This window comes from Sphingobacterium sp. JB170 (genome assembly GCF_900163865.1).
In the GTDB taxonomy this organism is placed as follows: domain Bacteria; phylum Bacteroidota; class Bacteroidia; order Sphingobacteriales; family Sphingobacteriaceae; genus Sphingobacterium.
This window is the reverse complement of record NZ_FUKU01000026.1, coordinates 351,031-365,640: the sequence shown is the minus strand read 5'-3', so window position 1 is coordinate 365,640 and position 14,610 is coordinate 351,031. Positions and strand designations below refer to the sequence as shown.

16 protein-coding genes are annotated in these 14,610 nt (G+C 40.5%); 9 read left to right on the top strand and 7 right to left on the bottom strand.

Features of this window, described 5'->3' with window-relative positions; translation table 11 throughout:
* The first annotated feature begins 113 nt into the window (after positions 1-113).
* The 3 genes from FM107_RS07120 (at position 114) to FM107_RS07110 (ending at position 1,922) form a co-directional block, all read left to right on the top strand.
* Entirely contained in the window at positions 114-425 is a 312-nt protein-coding gene (locus FM107_RS07120; protein ID WP_086947810.1) for a DUF4834 family protein, read from the top strand.
* A gap of 86 nt (positions 426-511) precedes the next feature.
* On the top strand, positions 512-1,615 hold the full coding sequence (locus tag FM107_RS07115) for a DNA replication/repair protein RecF (RefSeq protein WP_086947809.1): 1,104 nt from the start codon (positions 512-514) through the stop codon (positions 1,613-1,615).
* Positions 1,608-1,922, top strand: a complete 315-nt coding sequence (locus FM107_RS07110; protein WP_086947808.1) for a DUF721 domain-containing protein — start codon at positions 1,608-1,610, stop codon at positions 1,920-1,922. Before FM107_RS07115 ends, FM107_RS07110 begins: the two co-directional genes overlap by 8 nt.
* 55 nt (positions 1,923-1,977) lie before the next feature.
* Here the strand turns inward: FM107_RS07110 and FM107_RS07105 are convergent, their stop codons facing one another.
* The 3 genes from FM107_RS07105 to sucC form a co-directional block, all read right to left on the bottom strand.
* Entirely contained in the window at positions 1,978-2,598 is a 621-nt protein-coding gene (locus FM107_RS07105) for an L-threonylcarbamoyladenylate synthase (protein WP_086947807.1), read from the bottom strand.
* Positions 2,599-2,675: 77 nt separating this feature from the next.
* Entirely contained in the window at positions 2,676-4,121 is a 1,446-nt protein-coding gene (asnS, locus tag FM107_RS07100) for an asparagine--tRNA ligase (protein ID WP_086947971.1), read from the bottom strand.
* Positions 4,122-4,337: 216 nt separating this feature from the next.
* A complete protein-coding gene (gene sucC, locus FM107_RS07095; RefSeq protein WP_086947806.1) occupies positions 4,338-5,531 on the bottom strand; it encodes an ADP-forming succinate--CoA ligase subunit beta in 1,194 nt (397 codons plus the stop codon).
* A 143-nt stretch (positions 5,532-5,674) separates the two neighbouring features.
* Between sucC and FM107_RS07090 the strand changes: the two genes are divergently transcribed.
* The 5 genes from FM107_RS07090 to FM107_RS07070 are packed head-to-tail and all read left to right on the top strand — an operon-like array spanning position 5,675 to position 9,963.
* Positions 5,675-6,325 carry an ABC transporter ATP-binding protein gene (locus FM107_RS07090; protein WP_179204430.1) on the top strand — a complete coding sequence of 217 codons (651 nt, stop codon included), beginning with the start codon at positions 5,675-5,677 and terminating at the stop codon, positions 6,323-6,325.
* Between the two features lie 4 nt (positions 6,326-6,329).
* The gene (locus FM107_RS07085) at positions 6,330-6,797 is read left to right on the top strand and encodes a hypothetical protein (RefSeq protein WP_086947804.1); all 468 of its coding nucleotides are present in this window, start codon (positions 6,330-6,332) and stop codon (positions 6,795-6,797) included.
* 9 nt (positions 6,798-6,806) lie between these two features.
* Entirely contained in the window at positions 6,807-7,373 is a 567-nt protein-coding gene (locus tag FM107_RS07080; protein WP_086947803.1) for a hypothetical protein, read from the top strand.
* Positions 7,374-7,383: 10 nt separating this feature from the next.
* The gene (locus FM107_RS07075) at positions 7,384-8,931 is read left to right on the top strand and encodes a S41 family peptidase (protein WP_179204420.1); all 1,548 of its coding nucleotides are present in this window, start codon (positions 7,384-7,386) and stop codon (positions 8,929-8,931) included.
* Between the two features lie 27 nt (positions 8,932-8,958).
* Positions 8,959-9,963: a LacI family DNA-binding transcriptional regulator gene (locus FM107_RS07070; RefSeq protein WP_086947801.1), complete on the top strand. Its 1,005-nt coding sequence runs from the start codon at positions 8,959-8,961 to the stop codon at positions 9,961-9,963.
* Positions 9,964-10,050: 87 nt separating this feature from the next.
* On the opposite strand, the gene lpdA (FM107_RS07065) is transcribed toward FM107_RS07070, so the two are convergent.
* Positions 10,051-11,439: a dihydrolipoyl dehydrogenase gene (gene lpdA / locus FM107_RS07065; protein ID WP_086947800.1), complete on the bottom strand. Its 1,389-nt coding sequence runs from the start codon at positions 11,437-11,439 to the stop codon at positions 10,051-10,053.
* Between the two features lie 272 nt (positions 11,440-11,711).
* Between lpdA (FM107_RS07065) and FM107_RS07060 the strand changes: the two genes are divergently transcribed.
* Positions 11,712-12,005, top strand: coding sequence for a DUF3817 domain-containing protein (locus FM107_RS07060; protein ID WP_086947799.1), 294 nt, complete (start codon positions 11,712-11,714; stop codon positions 12,003-12,005).
* On the opposite strand, the gene FM107_RS07055 is transcribed toward FM107_RS07060, so the two are convergent.
* The 3 genes from FM107_RS07055 to FM107_RS07045 all read right to left on the bottom strand — a co-directional run bounded on the left by FM107_RS07055 (position 12,006) and on the right by FM107_RS07045 (position 14,556).
* Positions 12,006-12,404: an acyl-CoA thioesterase gene (locus FM107_RS07055; protein WP_086947798.1), complete on the bottom strand. Its 399-nt coding sequence runs from the start codon at positions 12,402-12,404 to the stop codon at positions 12,006-12,008.
* Positions 12,405-12,479: 75 nt separating this feature from the next.
* The gene (lpdA, locus tag FM107_RS07050) at positions 12,480-13,886 is read right to left on the bottom strand and encodes a dihydrolipoyl dehydrogenase (RefSeq protein ID WP_086947797.1); all 1,407 of its coding nucleotides are present in this window, start codon (positions 13,884-13,886) and stop codon (positions 12,480-12,482) included.
* A 145-nt stretch (positions 13,887-14,031) separates the two neighbouring features.
* Positions 14,032-14,556 (bottom strand): plastocyanin/azurin family copper-binding protein, encoded by a 525-nt coding sequence (locus FM107_RS07045; RefSeq protein WP_086947796.1) that lies wholly within the window; start codon positions 14,554-14,556, stop codon positions 14,032-14,034.
* Positions 14,557-14,610 lie beyond the last annotated feature (54 nt).

Here is a 14,610-nt window from a genome sequence, read left to right as displayed (position 1 = left end):
ATCGTATTATTCCTGTTATGAGGGTTAATTAATGTTAACCGACTTCTTGCTGACATTTTGTTGACGGAATTTCTATTAAATTTTTATTATTTTTGGTTTAAAGGTTTTTAGATATGGCATTTTTGAAATTTATAGCGATTTTTTTTATTATATTTTACGCAGTTCGTTTTTTGCTACGGTTGGTAATGCCCTTTGCATTGCGTAAGGTATCTGAACGGCTAATGCGTACTGCGCAGCAGCACGCATCGGCCAGTGCTGGACAAAATCGCCATGCGAATCAAGATCCGTTCAGCCAATTTAGGCAGCAAACTCAACCCAAAGATGAAGGCGAAATCCACGTTCACTATATACCTGGGGTGGATACTAAACCGCGTAAAGGTACTGGTAAGGCAGGGGAGTTCATTGACTTTGAGGAAGTAAAGTAAACGATTTGTTATAGGTGTCGCTATTTGTACTTAAGTCATAAATTGTGCTATACATTTGTTAATTTTGGTACTTATCTTGGCGCACCATGTGGTTGAAGCAACTCTCTGTATTAAATTTTAAAAATTATTCCGAATCTTTTCTTGAATTTTTACCTCAAGTAAATGCATTTGCCGGTGCGAACGGGGCGGGAAAAACCAATCTATTGGACGCAATTCATTATTTAGCCCTTTGTAAGTCTTATTTCAATCCGATTGATTCCCAACATATAAAAAAAGGTTTAGACTGGTTTATGGTTCAGGGGGTTTTCGAAAAGGAGCACTCCTCCGATACCGTCGCTTGTAGCTTAAAGCGGAATCAAAAAAAACAATTCAAGAAGAATAAAAAGGATTATAGCCGTCTTGCCGACCATATCGGACAATTTCCGATTGTTATGATCTCGCCAAATGATACGTCCATTATTAACGATGGGAGTGAGGAACGCCGTAAATTTATTGATAATGTAATTTCCCAGACGGACAACTTGTATCTAGATATTCTGATACAGTATAATAAGATCATGTTGCAGCGTAACACTTTATTAAAGCAGGTGCGTGAAAAGGGGGTGTTAGATATGGGCGTACTTGAGGTATTGAACATTCAACTCACGGACGCTGGTGAACGTATTTTTCATCGTAGAAAGCAGTTCATGATGGAGTTTTTGCCTGAATTCCAACGTTATTACCAGTACCTGAGTGCCGATGCGGAAATAGTGAATTTATCTTATGAATCTCCGCTTATGGAGAATGATATGGAAACCCTTCTTCGCATTAATTTGGAAAAGGACCGTGCATTGGAGAGAACCTCTCAAGGAATACATAAAGATGATCTATTGTTTGCGATTCACGATGGCATGCCACTTAAAAAGTTTGGGTCTCAGGGGCAACAAAAATCATTTTTAATCGGATTAAAACTTGCACAATACAGTTATTTGGCTCAAAAGAAAAAAACCAAACCACTATTGTTATTAGATGATATTTTTGATAAGCTCGATGAATGTCGTACTAAGAAGCTCATGCAGCTTGTTTCTGAAGATCAATTTGGACAAATTTTTCTAACTGACACGGATGGAAAAAGAATTGAACGAATTTTTGATGAAATAGCAAAGCCAATTCGTATTTTTGAAGTTAAAGGAGGTGCGGTCGATGTATAAAAAGAAATTTGACGAAATACCCACGCGGGATGATATCGGAATTAAAGTGGCAATTGAGAAGTGGATTGATGTCTACCGTTTACGTTCGAAATTTGACGAATCGTCGATCGTGCGTGCTTGGCCCGATATTATCGGAAATGCAATCGCTAACCGAACAAAAAAAATATATATTCACGAGAAAAAGCTTTTTGTTAAAGTCGAGTCTGCGGTAATAAAAAATGAACTTGCCATGATGCGCAGACAAATCATAGGACGTGTGAACGAGTACGTCGGCCATGTCATTGTCGAAGAGTTTATCATTTTATAACTAACTGAATCAGCAGGCCACAGGATCCCGCTAGTCGCGCGCGAAGATAACACGGTTATATATAATCCTCGATATCACCTTTTCCCTCGCGCACAACCTCAAATTCACCATTGGTAAGGTCAATTATCGTTGAAGCAACATTATCACCGTAGCCGCCGTCGATAACAAGGTCGACGAGATCTTCATATTTTTCGTGTATAAGTTCCGGGTCCGTAGAGTATTCTATAATTTCATCTTCGTCATGAATAGAGGAAGTGATAATTGGGTTACCCAATTCCTGTACTATAGCCCGTACGATATTATTGTTTGGGACACGGATTCCGACCGTTTTCTTCTTTGAACTTAGAAGCTTTGGTACTTGGCCACTTGCATTAAAAATAAAAGTAAAGGGGCCTGGTAACGCTTTCTTTAAAACGCGGAATACAGCGGTATCAAATGGCCTGGTGAAGTTAGATATCGCAGTGAGATCGTGACAGATGAAAGAAAGGTTTGATTTTGCAGGGTTCAACCCGCGTATTTGACATAGTCGTTCAATAGCCCTGTGGTTTGTGATATCGCAGCCGATACCATATACAGTATCGGTGGGGTAGATAATTACACCACCTTTTTTTAAAACGTTCACGGCCTCTGTTATGGCTTTGGCGTTAGGATTGTCTTCGTATATTCTTATCAGCATGATTAGGTGTTTTCTATATAAACAAAAATCCTCATGAAAGTGTTTTTATGAGGATTTTTTGTTGCGCTTATTGTCTACTAAAATTCTGCGTTTTTAGGTGTTCGGGGGAACGGAATAACATCTCTTATGTTTGTCATTCCGGTCACGAAAAGAATAAGCCTTTCAAACCCGACTCCGAAACCCGAATGCGGTGCGGAGCCAAAACGACGCGTATCTAAGAACCAATCTATTTCTTCCTCGGGGATTCCGACCTCGGCCATTCTAGCTAACAGTTTATCAAGGCTTTCCTCGCGTTGAGATCCACCAACCATTTCGCCGATTCCAGGGAACAAAATGTCCATAGCACGAACGGTGTGGCGTCCCTGCGCATCAGGCTCGTTCTGTTTCATGTAGAAAGATTTGATTTCACGCGGGTAATCGGTTAAGATCACGGGCTTTTTAAAGTGTTTCTCCACAAGATAACGCTCATGTTCAGACTGCAAGTCTGCGCCCCATTCATCGATTAAGTATTTAAACTGTTTCTTTTGATTAGGCTTGCTGCGTTTAAGAATTTCGATGGCATCTGTGTAGGAAACGCGTTCAAAATTGTTTTCTATTACGAAGTTTAGTTTTTCAACCAAGTTTAGCGCAGAGCGTTCGTTCTGTGGTTTAGTTTTTTCCTCCTCGAATAATCTTGTTTTCAGTAGCTCGATTTCATCAGGACAATGCTCCAGCGCATAATTGATTACATATTTCAGTAAGGCTTCAGCCAGATCCATGTTATCTTCGAGTTCATAGAAAGCCATCTCTGGTTCGATCATCCAAAACTCAGCAAGATGGCGAGTTGTATTCGAATTCTCGGCGCGAAAGGTCGGGCCAAAAGTATAAATATTTCCAAAAGCCATCGCTGCTAACTCACCCTCAAGCTGACCGGATACAGTAAGATTTGTTGATTTGCCGAAGAAGTCTTCTTTGAAGTCAATCTCACCAGAATCGGTGCGTGGCAAATTGTCAAGATCTAGCGTCGTCACACGGAACATTTCACCAGCACCCTCTGCATCGGACCCGGTGATGATGGGAGTGTGCAAATAGACAAATTCGCGTTCGTTGAAGAATTGATGCACAGCGAACGATAGTGCATGACGGATTTTGAAAATCGCGTTGAATGTTCCTGTTCTGAATCGCAAATGCGCTATTTCGCGTAAGAACTCGAGGCTGTGTTTTTTGGGTTGAAGCGGGTATTTTTCGGGATCTGAATCGCCTAAAATTTGTAAATCCGTAACCTTAATTTCTACGCGTTGACCTTTTCCTAAGGATTCGATCAACTTACCTTCGACGCGTACTGCAGCACCCGTAGTAATACGCTTTAATAGCGAGTCATCGGTCTGTTCAAAATCAACCACTGCTTGTATGTTGTGAATTGTAGAGCCATCGTTAATCGCAATAAATTGATTGTTTCTGAAAGTTCTTACCCAACCTTTAACAATTACATCATTGTCAAACTTATCTGACTGTAATAATTCTTTAATACGTGTGTGTTCCATTTTTAATAATAATATTCGTTGATGTTCTTGAAACATCGGTTACAAAAATAGCGTATTATTTGCTAAATCCGACACCTAAATCCGCTAAATGCAAATCAAAGCTGCCCGATTTTATTTCTTGGTTTAAGCGGGCCATAGGCTAACAATAGCGTATTATTGCAAATTAAAAAAGCCTTTGGAAATTTCCAAAGGCTTTTTAATATCCTAATAAAAATATTAGTCGTTTAAAACTTTTGTTACAAGTTCGGCAGCCTCTTTAAGTTGGATAGCCGAGTATACCTGTAAGCCTGATTCGTCAATTAATGTTTTAGCTTCAGCAGCATTTGTTCCTTGAAGTCGTACAATAATTGGAACTGGAATATTTCCAATCTCTTGGTAAGCGTCGATTACCCCCTGAGCAACACGGTCACAGCGGACGATACCACCAAAAATGTTAATGAGTATTGCTTTTACGTTTGGATCTTTCAAGATAATGTTGAAACCTGCTTTTACCGTCTCTGCGTTAGCTGTACCGCCGACATCTAAAAAGTTAGCTGGCTCACCACCGGCTATTTTAATGATATCCATTGTCGCCATGGCTAAACCAGCACCGTTTACCATACACCCAACGTTACCGTCAAGTTTAACATAGTTTAGGTTTGATTCGCCTGCTTCAACTTCCGTAGGATCTTCTTCCAATATGTCACGTAATGCAGCATAGTCTTTGTGGCGGTACAATGCGTTTTCGTCGAAATTTACTTTCGCGTCAACGGCGAGTATTTTATCGTCTGAAGTTTTAAGTACAGGGTTGATTTCAAACAGCGATGCATCGATGCTATCGTATGCTTTGTACAGTGAAATGATAAATTTCACCATGTCTTTTTGTGCAGCACCTTGTAAGCCTAAATTGAATGCGATTTTGCGTGCTTGAAAACCTTGTAATCCAGCCTTAGGGTCGATTTCTTCTTTAAAGATTAAGTGTGGTGTTTTTTCAGCTACTTCCTCAATGTCCATTCCACCTTCGGTAGAGTACATGATGATGTCGCGGCCTTTTGCACGATCTAACAATACAGAAACGTAGAATTCTTTTGTCTCACTTTCTCCAGGGTAGTAAACATCTTGTGCAACTAATACTTTATGCACTTTCTTGCCTTCGGGGCCCGTTTGTGGAGTGACCAACTGCATACCAATAATGTCGGTAGCACGTTGTAATACCTCATCGTGGTTTTTAGCTAATTTTACACCACCACCCTTGCCTCGGCCACCAGCGTGGATCTGTGCTTTAATCACAACCCAGTCAGAGTTAAGATCTTGTTTCAACGTTTGGGCAGCCTGTACAGCCTGCTCCGGAGTTTCTGCAAGAAATCCTTCTTGAACTCTTACGCCAAAACCTTTAAGTATTTCTTTTGCTTGATATTCGTGAATGTTCATCTTAAAAAATTTGTGGTAAAATTAGCATTTTTTAATGGAAGGGGCAAGTAAATTGTAGGTAAAATAATGAGAACAATCCGCCTTTAATGACTGCATAAGTATTGCTGAAGTTTTTGTGGCATTTTCATTACCTTCGCATTATGATATTGAAAGCAAGTCATATTAATAAATCATTTGGAAAGTTGCCAATTTTACGTGACGTAAACCTGTCGGTGGAAAAGGGGGAAATCGTTTCGATAGTTGGAGCCTCCGGTGCGGGGAAGAGCACGTTTCTGCACATAATAGGGACGCTTGATAAGCCCGATAGTGGTGATTTGATTATCAACGATGTGAATATAGCGGGCTTGGGTGAGAGAAAACTGAGCTTATTTCGCAATCAACACATCGGATTTGTGTTTCAATTTCATCACCTTCTTCCTGAATTTTCGGCACTAGAAAATGTTTGTATACCGGCATTTATCAATGGTATAAATAAAAAGCAAGCCGAAAGCCGAGCAATGGAGCTTTTAGCGCGTCTAGGTGTTGAAAATCGTGCTCACCATAAGCCTTCGGAAATGTCTGGAGGCGAGCAACAACGTGTTTCTGTCGCACGTGCACTAGTGAATAACCCTTCGCTGATATTAGCGGATGAACCATCGGGAAATCTAGATTCAGAAAATGCAACCTCTTTACACCAACTTTTTTTTGAATTACGCGAGTCTTTACATCAGACTTTCATAATCGTTACACATAATGAAGAACTTGCCGGAATCTCAGATCGAACGATACACATGAGAGATGGTATGATTAGTTAATTGTATGGAAAAAATATTAATTACATGCGGGACGAGGCCATTTGCACAACGCGTTAGTAAGTTGCTAAGCTTTAAATACACGGTGCTTTTTGGAAGTAGTGAAGTGTTTCCCGATGTCTTGCTGAAAACGGGTTATCGAAAAATTCCAACAGGTCGTAATCCCACTTTCGCCCATGAACTCCTTAAGTTGTGTTTAGATGAAGGCTGTCAATTTGTTTTGCCACTTTCAAAACAGGAACTAGCCGGACTCCATCAAGCACGCGTTTTATTTGCGGAATACGGAATACATGTTTTAATACCGGAAAGCTTAGAAGAAACGACGGGTGTTGAAGATCCAGCACCTGGTTTACTGCTTCAAGTATTTAGCAAAGGAGAGGATCTTGTTACCGGTATAAAACTGCCTAATTCAGATTTTTCAGGTGTCGGAATACAGTCGGACGATCAAGAGGCAATCGTTTTATGTTTAACCTAATATTTTTACATGTCTAACAGTATTTTGAGTCAAGGGCATTCAGTATACGCGTTTGAAATCGATGATGTGTTGTTTCCCAGGCGGGAATATATATTACAGGTCTATTATCTTTTTGCAAATTTTGTCGATTATACCGAGGGCACCAGTCGTGCCTCATCGCTGGTAGACTTTATGAAAGCCGCCTATGAGCGAGACGAAGATAACGTTGGGGTAGATGTCGTGAAAGAAACTTTGGCTCACTTTGAACTGCCGGTGAGCTATTTGGAGAATTTTGAGCGTTTGCGCGCTAACGCTACACTTCCGTTGAAGCTCTTTTTAACACCCCAAGCGAAGTTATTATTTAAAGAAATAATAGCGACGGGCAAGGTTGTTACGATTCTTACCGACGGGAATCCGATCGAGCAGCTCAATAAGTTGAAACATATCGATTGGGGAGAATTTACTTCCTACTTGTCGTCGCTTAAAGTGTATTTTGTACAAGAGTTAAGATTTAGAAATATCAATCCTATTGATTATATTGGACTGGAATATGGCGTTAAAGCCACTGATATTCTTGTTTTACGTCAACTTTACTAATCGAAAAATTATGAAGAAATATATTCCAGTTACCGTTTTGATGCTCGTTTTGATGAGTTTCTCAGCGTGTAAGAAGGATAGCACAGCTCCAGGACCAGGAACTGATGAAGATAAAGATGAAATTCTAGTAAAAGAGGACACATTAAAAGATTCCGTTTTTTATTACACTAAATTGTTGTCACTCTGGCAAGATTATTTGCCTCCTCGTAACTTGAATGATATTGAAGACGAAGAACTTGTACGGTCATACACCCGAGATTATGAATCCGCGGAGGATGTATTAGAATGGTTGAAGGATCTAACACGGGCCGGTTCGACAGGAAAAAACTATGACTGGTATAGTTTCTTAGATCGCCAAGGAGTCGTAAGCGGTGAGATCCAAGATGCAGTGGCAACTAGCTTTGGAATGTATGTTTTCTTTCTTCAGACAGAGAGTTCGGGGGAAAATGCAGATTTATATGTACAAATGGTCGATTATAAATCGCCGGCTTATAATGCTGGTATACGCCGTGGTACTAGGATACTCAGTATTGATGGAGATACCAATATTGATTACGATACGCAATTTGCTCAAGATTTTAGAAAAATTAATGAATATTTAAATGCGAGTAGTCTTCAGTTAAAATTTGTGAAGGCAGACGGCACGGTAGAAGAAAAAGAAGTCGGAAGCGTGCAATATGATTTTGATCCTATCCTGGATCACCAGGTCATTACGCAAGAAGGTAAAAAGATCGGATATCTAGCCTTCAGTTCGTTTGTCTCCACCATAAGTGACCAAGGAGCATTTACCACAATGTACCGCCGTTTTGAAGATATATTTAATGGTTTTCAAAATGAAGGGATCGATGAGTTGGTTATTGATATGCGCTACAATGGTGGGGGGGCAGTGGTTACCTCAGAATACTTGGCCGATCGAATTGCGCCAATTTCTGCGGACAAACAACTTATGTACGAGTACAAGACTAATACCTTATTAGACGACGATTGGCAGTGGCTCGAACAAGACTCCGCTTTTGGTCCCGTTCATTATCGTAAACGTGGGACAATTAATCTGCCTCGCGTTTATTTTATTGTGAGTTCCTCGACTGCCTCGGCAAGTGAGCTGCTTATAAACTCATTAAGACCGTATATGGATGTGAAGTTATTAAGTACCTATTCAGTGGATAATAACAATCAACAGGTCGCTGAGAAAACCTTCGGTAAGCCGGTTGGTTTTTTTGGGCTGCCGATAATGGATGATGATATAGAACTCTATGTATCCTCTTTTAAGACACAAAATGCACAAGGAGAAGGCGATTATTTCGAAGGGCTAGAAGTGGATGACAACGTATGGGAATTCAATAGTTTCGAGGATTTTGGCGATAAGGATGAAAGTATGCTAGCGGCAGTGCTTCAGCATATAAAAACGGGTAGTTTTGATCTAAGTGCATCAAAACTTGTAGCCGCACGTAACGGCCAAATCCGACCAAACAAGGCTAAATTTACGCGTTCGATCGATCAAAATCGTTCTAAAAATGGGATGTATAAATTTTCCAAGTCGGAAATGAAATTAAAATAGAATTACTTAATTAAATTAATATGACGCATGAAGAAGAAACCAGCTACAATAAAGGAAATAGCGCGGAAATTAAAGATCTCACCGTCGACCGTTTCTCGCGCTTTGAATGATCATCCAAGCATTGGTCTGGTAACCACTATGCGTGTAAAGAAAGTCGCCGAGGAGCTCAATTATGAGCCGAATCAAACCGCAATCTTTTTTAAACAGCGGCGTACTTTTACGATCGGCGTTATTTTGCCAAGTTTGTCGGAACCTTTTTTTTCTTCAGCAATCAGTGAGATTGAGAATGTAGCGGCAGACCAGAACTACACCGTGTTAATGGGGCAGTCCCATGATGACGCTGCACGGGAGCTTCAAATTATTCATACATTTAGAAAACACCGTGTAGATGGTATTCTTATGTCTCTGGGTAAAAATACCGAAGACCTTAGTTTTGTTGAAATGTTGAGCGAATCGGAAATACCCATCGTGTTTTTCGATTGCGTCCCCAAGATTGAAGCCGTAAATAAAGTCTATAGTGATCTCTCCTCAGGAATGAAAGAAGCGATTCAAGCATTTGCTTCTATTGGGCATCAAAATATCGCGTTGATAAACGGGCCTGAAAATCTCCTAGCATCCCAAGATCGGGATAGTGCTTACCGTACCGCTTTAGAAAGTGAATCGCTGCAATATGACGACAAATATGTCGTGAGTACGGATCTGACTGAGCGGGGTAACATTGACGCTATTGAAAAGTTATTAGCCGTTCCTGATCGGCCTTCGGCGATTGTCTCGTTTAACGACTTTGTGACGCTGGATATAATGAAATACGTGCGGCAGAAAGGTCTCGTACAAAAGAAAGATATCTATTTTATCAGTTATGCGAATTACCCCCTGTGGAAATATATGGAGAACCCACCAATGGGCAGTATCGAGCAGGATCCAGATAAACAAGCCCGCAAGGCTGCCGAGATCTTATTTGAACAAATTGGGGCGAAAGAAGATACAGCTCCCCAAACGGTCGTATTTAAGTCGAAATTAGTTTTAAAGTAGAAGCGTAAATCTCGAGGCCAACTTTTTATAAAAAAATGGGATGTACCGCTAGGCCACATCCCATTTTTTTAATGCTGCTGCTTATATTTATAAGTGAATTACTTCACCGTATGCATCTGCTGCTGCTTCCATAATCGCCTCACTCATTGTTGGATGAGGGTGAACGGATTTTATTATCTCGTGCCCAGTAGTTTCAAGTTTTCTTGCTACAACAATTTCAGCAATCATTTCCGTTACGTTTGAGCCAATTAAGTGAGCACCTAATAATTCTCCATATTTGGCGTCAAATACTAATTTAACGAAACCATCTTTTGCACCCGAAGCGGACGCTTTACCGGAAGCAGAAAAGGGGAATTTACCAACTTTAACTTCATGGCCCGCTTCTTTAGCGGCTTTCTCGGTATACCCCACAGATGCAATCTCTGGCGAACAATACGTACATCCTGGAATGTTATTATAATCGATTGGTTCCACGTGTAAGCCTTTGATCTTCTCAACACAGGTGATACCCTCGGCCGAAGCGACATGCGCAAGTGCTTGTCCTTTGACAATGTCACCAATAGCATATACGCCGTCAACATTTGTCTTATAGAAATCATCTACTAAAACGCGTCCTTTTTCCGTCTTAATACCGGTTTCTTCCAGCCCTAAGTTTTCGATATTTGGAGCGATACCCACCGCCGATAAAACAACTTCTGCTTCGATTGTTTCGGTTCCTTTGGCAGTTTTAATTGATACTTTGCTAAGCGAGCCTGCCGTATCTACAGATTGAACCTCGGACTTAGTAAGGATATTGATCCCGGCCTTTTTTAATGATTTTTCTAGCTGCTTGGATACTTCCTCGTCTTCAACTGGAACAATTCTATCCATGAATTCAACGATTGTCACTTTTGTTCCAATTGCATTATAAAAATAGGCGAACTCAACTCCGATGGCTCCAGATCCAACAACAACCAATGATTTAGGTTGTTGTTCAAGGCTCATAGCTTCTCGGTAACCTATAATCTTTTTCCCATCTTGTGGCAGGTTAGGCAATTCGCGCGAACGTGCTCCTGTTGCCAAGATTGTGTGTTTTGCAGTATACTCTTTTACCGAACCATCTGCAGTTTTAACGTCAATCTTGCCGCCTTTTTTTACCTGTGCCGTACCCATGATCACATCGATCTTGTTTTTCTTCATTAAAAACTGGATACCTTTGCTCATTCCATCTGCTACACCACGGCTTCGTTTTACAATAGCAGGGAAGTCCGCTTCTCCACCTTGTACTTTGATACCATATTCTTCAGCATGGTTTAAATATTCAAATACCTGAGCGCTTTTTAGTAATGCTTTGGTAGGGATACAGCCCCAATTCAAACAGATACCACCTAGCGATTCTCGCTCGATGATTGCAGTTTTGAAACCTAATTGGGATGCGCGAATCGCTGCAACATACCCTCCAGGACCGCTACCGATTACAATGATGTCGTAATTCATAAATATTGTTTTTTTTGATGGTCATGTTTTTTTCGGCTGATGAAGCCTAGAAAAGATGATTATAAAATATTTGTAGTTCAGACTTTTGTTCTTAGTATGATAACATCCCAAAAATACATATTTTTTTGGGTTTCAAGTAACGCTTTTTTTGATAGCACGTTATTTTCAAAGGTATTTCGGTAGAGTTGTCAAACTTCCGTCAATTGATTAATTAAATACCCGGCTTTACGTTTTTGCATGTATTTTTGCCAGCACATCTTTTTATCGATTTTATGCTACGTATTTTTCAACAAGTTGCGCTATGGGAAGCGATTTCGACAGTGATCTTATTTTTCGTTGCCATGCCATTGAAATATTTTGGTGGAGTTCCCGAAGCGGTACAAGCAGTGGGCTCTATACATGGGTTTTTAGTTGTTGTTTTCGTCTTATTGCTTATTCTATGTTGGCGCGAATACAAGTGGCCCTTCTCACGCGTTGCGAAATATCTTGTAATTTCGTTAATCCCGATCGTATCATTTTGGGTTGAACGGGATGTGAAAAAGTTGGTGCACCACCAGAAAATCTAATTATTTGGTCGTACGGTCAATCCCCATGTAGGCGTATGTAATTTCAGTTTTATTGTGTGGAGTCGGGGAGCCGTCTTTATCCAAATTGACGAAGACTAACCTATCTATTGATAGAATCGTTTTTCGGGTGATTTTATTACGGACCTCGCATCGCATCGTCAGCGACGTCCGACCAAAATCGAGCGCTTCAATTCCCATTTCAATAATATCACCTTGAACAGCTGAACTAACAAAGTTTATTTCCGAGATGTATTTTGTGACAATGTATGGATTGCCAAGTTGTATAATAGCGTATATAACTGCTTCTTCGTCTATCCAGCGTAAAAGTGTTCCTCCGAATAGAGTTCCATTAGGGTTTAAGTCTTCGGGTTTTATCCATTTACGTGTATAAAAATTCATATGTTTCTGGTTGGGTTAGGTTGGAGAAAATGAAAAAGCAAGCCTGAAATGTGGCCTGCTTTTTAAGTGTATTTTTTATGCGTGGATCGCTCTGTTTGCTGAAGCTGCTAAAGCCGCTTCTCTGGTTGCCTCGGTAAATGTTGGATGCGCATGACAAATTCTACCGATATCTTCTGCTGAAGCACGGTATTCCATTGCTACCACACATTCGGCAATCATATCAGCTGCCCGTGGACCAATCATATGCACACCTAGAACTTCGTCCGTATTTGCATCTGCTAATACTTTAACAAAGCCGTCAGTATCGCCTGAGGCTTTCGCACGACCGGATGCCTTAAATGAAAACGAACCGGATTTATACTTCACACCAGCTTCTTTAAGTTGCTCCTCGGTTTTACCTACGGATGCAACTTCAGGCCAAGTATAAACCACACCAGGAATTAGGTTGTAGTCAATGTGTGGTTTTTGCCCCACAATATGTTCAGCAACATAGATTCCTTCGTCTTCTGCTTTATGAGCTAACATAGCGCCTCTAACGACATCGCCGATAGCGTAAACACCCTCGACAGATGTTTGCATGTGTTCATTAACGGCGATTTTATTTCCACGTTCTTCTGGCGTGATTCCGATGTTTTCTAATCCTAGTCCGTTGGTATAGGCAGACCTACCAACAGCGACTATGCAGTAATCGCCTTCCAACTGGACGTTTTGACCTTTTGCGTCCTCGGCAGTAACCGTTACCTTTTTGCCTTTAGCCGTAGCACCTGTCACTTTATGATTTGTGAAGAATTCTATGCCTAAATTTTTCTTAAGCACACGTTGTAACTCTTTGCCAAGACCACCATCCATTGTTGCGATGATTGACTTAGCGTATTCTACGACGGATACTTTGGCCCCTAAACGCGCGTAGACGGAACCCAATTCAAGACCGATTACTCCGCCTCCGATCACGATAAGATGTTTTGGTACTTCTTGAAGGTTAAGCGCTTCAGTTGAAGTGATGATTCTGGTTTTGTCGATTGGGAGGAATGGTAAAGCAGTGGGCTTGGATCCAGTTGCGATGATGACGTTTTTGGTTTTTAACTCTTCTATCGAACCATCAGTTTTTGTTACTTTGATTGTAGTCTTGTCGATAAATGAACCTACACCCTCAACCGTGTCGATCTTATTTTTCTTAAATAGGTAAGTAATACCGGAAGTGTTTTGTGCAATCACATCGTTTTTACGATCGATCATTTTCTTGACATCAATTTTTAAGCTACTCAAAGCGATTCCGTGCGCTTCAAAGTTGTGTGCTGCATTGTGGAAATGCTCAGAACTGTCTAAAAGAGCTTTTGATGGGATACAACCTACATTTAAACAGGTACCCCCAAAAGTGCTATATTTTTCGATAACAGCCGTTTTAAGTCCTAGCTGCGCACATCGGATAGCGGCTACATAACCACCTGGGCCACTTCCAATAACGATTACGTCGTATTGCATAGAATTATTAATAAAGTTTCGATTCCAAAGTTAATTAATTAAACAAACTTAATAGTATTCCATTTGTAAAAATGGACGGTTTTATATCAAGAAAGGCACTTGTTGTGTTGCAAGTGCCTTTATATTTTTTTAATCGAATTGACGTTTATTCAGCAACGATTTTACCTTGCATCACGCCATAATGTCCGGGGAAACTACAAAGGAATGTATAAACACCGGCTTCAAGTGTGAAGGTTATTTTATCTTCTTCACCAGGACCCAATAACTTTGTATGGGCAGCAACCGATGATAAAGATGTTTTCGGTAAATAGTCTGCATCGACAGCAGCAACTGCTTCACTTGCGAAAGTAGCAACATCTACACCTGGCTTAACTATGATAAAGTTATGGCCCATCGACTCTTTTGGAAGTGTACCAACATTTTTAAGCGTTAATTCAACAGGCTCACCGGCTTTAACCTTCAGTAGCTCCGTGTCAAATTTCATTTGGTCATTTGCTTCGACAGTTATTGTGTTGGAAGATTCTACATTTTCAATACCTGGTACTGTTTCGGTTGAAGTAGTTGTAGACTGTTCTGTCGTTTCCGCGGTGGTGTTGTTTTCTGAACCACCACCACATGCTGCGAATGTCAGCGCAACGGCGATCGCAGGAAGTGTGAATAATTTTTTCATTTGTTTTATTTTGCTTTAAGCAAACTTAATAAAAAATTACCATAATTGCGAGTC

What these genes read in the sequence shown, in the direction of transcription:
- FM107_RS07120 (WP_086947810.1), top strand. Translation starts at nt 114, where the DNA reads ATGGCATTTTTGAAATTTATAGCGATTTTTTTTATTATATTTTACGCA.
- FM107_RS07115 (WP_086947809.1), top strand. Translation starts at nt 512, where the DNA reads ATGTGGTTGAAGCAACTCTCTGTATTAAATTTTAAAAATTATTCCGAA.
- FM107_RS07110 (WP_086947808.1), top strand. Translation starts at nt 1,608, where the DNA reads ATGTATAAAAAGAAATTTGACGAAATACCCACGCGGGATGATATCGGA.
- FM107_RS07105 (WP_086947807.1), bottom strand. Translation starts at nt 2,598, where the DNA reads ATGCTGATAAGAATATACGAAGACAATCCTAACGCCAAAGCCATAACA.
- asnS (WP_086947971.1), bottom strand. Translation starts at nt 4,121, where the DNA reads ATGGAACACACACGTATTAAAGAATTATTACAGTCAGATAAGTTTGAC.
- sucC (WP_086947806.1), bottom strand. Translation starts at nt 5,531, where the DNA reads ATGAACATTCACGAATATCAAGCAAAAGAAATACTTAAAGGTTTTGGC.
- FM107_RS07085 (WP_086947804.1), top strand. Translation starts at nt 6,330, where the DNA reads ATGGAAAAAATATTAATTACATGCGGGACGAGGCCATTTGCACAACGC.
- FM107_RS07080 (WP_086947803.1), top strand. Translation starts at nt 6,807, where the DNA reads ATGTCTAACAGTATTTTGAGTCAAGGGCATTCAGTATACGCGTTTGAA.
- FM107_RS07075 (WP_179204420.1), top strand. Translation starts at nt 7,384, where the DNA reads ATGAAGAAATATATTCCAGTTACCGTTTTGATGCTCGTTTTGATGAGT.
- FM107_RS07070 (WP_086947801.1), top strand. Translation starts at nt 8,959, where the DNA reads ATGAAGAAGAAACCAGCTACAATAAAGGAAATAGCGCGGAAATTAAAG.
- lpdA (WP_086947800.1), bottom strand. Translation starts at nt 11,439, where the DNA reads ATGAATTACGACATCATTGTAATCGGTAGCGGTCCTGGAGGGTATGTT.
- FM107_RS07060 (WP_086947799.1), top strand. Translation starts at nt 11,712, where the DNA reads ATGCTACGTATTTTTCAACAAGTTGCGCTATGGGAAGCGATTTCGACA.
- FM107_RS07055 (WP_086947798.1), bottom strand. Translation starts at nt 12,404, where the DNA reads ATGAATTTTTATACACGTAAATGGATAAAACCCGAAGACTTAAACCCT.
- lpdA (WP_086947797.1), bottom strand. Translation starts at nt 13,886, where the DNA reads ATGCAATACGACGTAATCGTTATTGGAAGTGGCCCAGGTGGTTATGTA.
- FM107_RS07045 (WP_086947796.1), bottom strand. Translation starts at nt 14,556, where the DNA reads ATGAAAAAATTATTCACACTTCCTGCGATCGCCGTTGCGCTGACATTC.